The sequence below is a fragment of the Wenyingzhuangia sp. genome (assembly GCF_039768515.1).
GTDB lineage: Bacteria > Bacteroidota > Bacteroidia > Flavobacteriales > Flavobacteriaceae > Wenyingzhuangia.
In genome coordinates this window covers 1-3371 of sequence record NZ_JBDNAI010000056.1, presented here as the reverse complement: position 1 = coordinate 3371, position 3371 = coordinate 1, and the positions used below count along the sequence as shown (strand labels likewise).

Sequence of the window (3371 nt, the reverse complement as noted above, 5' to 3'; positions counted from 1 at the left end):
TCAAAAGAAAGCAATGTAGAACCAAGATCATGCCAACAGCAACAAACAAAACTATGTTTGATTTGATCAAACGTGGGGAAAAGTGGCTTAGAGAAAATACATTTAAAAACCCAATCCTAAAATGGGAAACTAAAGTTTGGGGAGAAATTCCTGCTGACTTTGGTAGAAAATAAGTTTTCTAAGTAGGCGCTTGTCATGTGTTACATCAAAGAGGGATAGCCTCCACGGTGAACTTCTGTGAAATTGAAATCGGTTTCCTCTTCTAATTTGCTTATTTTTGCTTCAGATTGAATACTATGAAATCATTTGATTTTTTAACGGTCAATACCCATAACTTTGAGGAACAAGCACTTGCCGTTTTTCAATATCAAGCAGCACGCTGTCAAGTTTACAAGGACTTTCTGAGGTTCCTAAACATCAATCCTAAAAAAATAACTGCTGTTCAAGACATCCCTTTTCTTCCTATTCAATTTTTTAAAAGCCATGCCATTGTAAGCAACCAAAAACCCATTGAAGAAACTTTTTTGAGTAGTGGAACAACAGGCATGCGCCAAAGCAAACATCTTGTTACTGACGTTACTCTCTACGAAAAAAGCTATTTGAATACTTTTGAAAATTTTTATGGAAACATCAAGGAATATACTGTTTTAGCCCTACTTCCCTCTTACTTAGAGCGTAACGGCTCTTCGTTGATCTACATGATTAAAGACCTCATTGACAAATCTGAAAATCCTGATAGTGGTTTTTATATGCACAATCATCAAGAACTTTTTGACCAGCTACTGGAGCAAGAAAGAAAGCAGAAAAAAACACTCTTGGTTGGTGTGTCTTTTGCTTTACTAGACTTTATCGAAAAACACCCTTGTTCTTTAAAATATACGATTGTTATGGAGACTGGTGGTATGAAAGGCAAGCGTAAAGAAATGATTCGTGAAGAACTCCACGCCGAACTTAAAAAAGGTTTTGGCACGACACATATACACTCAGAATATGGAATGACTGAGTTGCTCAGTCAAGCTTACTACACAGATACTCAAAAATTTAACTGCCCGCCTTGGATGAAAATCTTAATTCGAGACACCGAAGATGCCTTGTCTTTATTGCCAAACGAAAAAAGTGGCGGAATCAACGTTATTGATTTGGCAAATATCAACTCCTGCTCTTTTGTTGCAACTCAAGACTTGGGTAAAACCTATTCAGATGGAACTTTTGATGTTTTGGGTAGGTTTGACAATTCTGACCTAAGAGGTTGTAACCTTCTAATACAATAACCTTACTCTGTAAGGCTCTGATTTTTTTGCGACTAAAGAATTAAATATTATTGATGATGAACAGATTTGCCATTTTCATTGCTCTGTGCTTGAGCACTACAGTATACTCACAAAAAAAAGACTTTAACCTCGACAAAGGATTTGTCGCCAAAGGCTATGATGTCATTTCCTACTTTGAAAATAAAGCTGAGGAAGGAAAAAAAGAATTTAGCACTACTTATGAAGGGGCAACTTTTAAGTTTGTAAACCGAAAACACCTAGAAACGTTTAAAAAAAACCCTAAAGATTATCTCCCTCAGTATGGAGGTTGGTGTGCCTACGCCCTTGGTGCAAACAACACTAAATATGACATCAATCCCAAGACATTCGAAATTAGAGCGGGAAGATTATATCTTTTTTACAATGCTTGGGGAACAAATACTTTAGAAAAGTGGCTTGAAGAAAATCCTGAAAAACTAAAAAAAGAAGCGGATCTAAACTGGGAATCTTATCAATAGATTCAAGTCATAAAAAAAGCCTTTCACACAAGGAAAGGCTTTTTTATGATTTAGAATGGAACGCTTAAACGAAGCGCACCAAATAATAATTCTTTTTCCCTCTTTGCAACAAAACGTATTTGTCTGCAATCAAGTCTGCCTTAGTTATTTTAAAGTCTTCCTTTACTTTTTCTTTATTCACAGAAACTGCATTCTCTTTTAATGCTCGTCTAGCGTCAGAATTAGAATTCAAAAAATTGGTCTTTGCGGCTAAAGCACCAATCATATCTACTCCTTCTGACAACTCTTCTTGACTAAGCTCTGCTTGTGGTACGCCATCAAATACATCTAAAAACGTTTGTTCGTCCAAAGATTTCAAATCACTCGCTGTTGATTTTCCAAACAAAATATTAGACGCTTTTACTGCATTGTCTAAATCTTCTTGTGCATGTACCATCACTGTTACTTCTTCGGCCAATCTTTTCTGTAACAAACGTAAATGTGGTGCTTCCTTGTGTTCTGCAATCAAGTCTTCAATGTCTTGTTGGTTTAAAAAAGTGAATTTTTTAATAAAATTTTCAGAATCTTCATCTGAGGAATTCAACCAATATTGATAAAACTTATACGCTGATGTTCTATTTTGGTCTAGCCAAATATTCCCTCCTTCAGATTTTCCAAATTTGGTACCATCGGCTTTGGTGATCAATGGGCATGTCATTGCATAAGCTTTTCCTTGTGCCTTTCTTCTTACCAATTCAGTTCCTGTAGTGATATTTCCCCACTGGTCAGAACCTCCCATTTGTAGCTTACAATTCTTGTTTTCGTACAAGTGTAAAAAATCATACCCTTGAAACAATTGATAGGTAAACTCTGTAAAACTCATCCCTTCTACTCCTTCTCCTGAGATGCGTTTTTTCACAGACTCTTTAGCCATCATATAGTTCACTGTCAAATGCTTTCCAATGTCTCGAACAAAATCTATCAATGAAAAAGTTTTCATCCAATCGTAGTTGTTCACCAGCTCGGCTGCATTCTTTGCGTCTGAATTAAAATCTAAGAAGCGTTCCAGCTGGCTTTTTACGCCCGAGATGTTCTTTGCCAACGTTTCTTCGTCTAACAAATTACGCTCTGCAGATTTTCCTGATGGGTCTCCAATCATTCCTGTTGCACCACCAATCAAAGCGATTGGTTTGTGACCCGCTTTTTGAAAATGCATCAACACAATAATCGGAATCAAACTTCCAATGTGCAAAGAATCTGCTGTTGGATCAAACCCTATGTATCCAGAAGTCATTTCCTCTAGCAATTGCTCTTCTGTTCCTGGCATGATATCATGCACCAATCCTCTCCACTTTAACTCTTCTACAAAATTGTAAGTCATCACTAAAAAATTTTCAGCAAAGATACTTTTTCAATTTACAATTTACAATGAACCGATTGCAAATTTCTCCCTCTTGGTAAAGCCGTTTGCATAGTCTCTATAAGCCTTAAACCATAAACGCTATCACAAGAACGCAAGTCCGCCATAAAAAACAAAACACCTTAGGCCTAAGCTCTTACCTTACGATTATCTTTTTGGTGACTCCTCCTTTATTGGTTTCCACACGTACCAAGTACATGCCTG

Annotated in this window: 3 protein-coding genes and 1 pseudogene; 3 read left to right on the top strand and 1 reads right to left on the bottom strand. The window is 36.7% G+C overall.

Features of this window, described 5'->3' with window-relative positions:
- The 3 genes and pseudogenes from ABF281_RS03495 to ABF281_RS03485 all read left to right on the top strand — a co-directional run.
- A pseudogene (locus ABF281_RS03495) lies at nucleotides 1-173 on the top strand (ribonuclease H); the annotation flags it as partial.
- A gap of 123 nt (nucleotides 174-296) precedes the next feature.
- Nucleotides 297-1271, top strand: coding sequence for an acyl transferase (locus ABF281_RS03490; RefSeq protein ID WP_347180314.1), 975 nt, complete (start codon nucleotides 297-299; stop codon nucleotides 1269-1271).
- A 53-nt stretch (nucleotides 1272-1324) separates the two neighbouring features.
- Nucleotides 1325-1768 carry a YHS domain-containing (seleno)protein gene (locus tag ABF281_RS03485; RefSeq protein WP_347180313.1) on the top strand — a complete coding sequence of 148 codons (444 nt, stop codon included), beginning with the start codon at nucleotides 1325-1327 and terminating at the stop codon, nucleotides 1766-1768.
- A gap of 64 nt (nucleotides 1769-1832) precedes the next feature.
- Here ABF281_RS03485 and tyrS read toward each other — a convergent pair whose 3' ends face one another.
- Nucleotides 1833-3128 carry a tyrosine--tRNA ligase gene (tyrS, locus tag ABF281_RS03480; protein ID WP_347180312.1) on the bottom strand — a complete coding sequence of 432 codons (1296 nt, stop codon included), beginning with the start codon at nucleotides 3126-3128 and terminating at the stop codon, nucleotides 1833-1835.
- Nucleotides 3129-3371 lie beyond the last annotated feature (243 nt).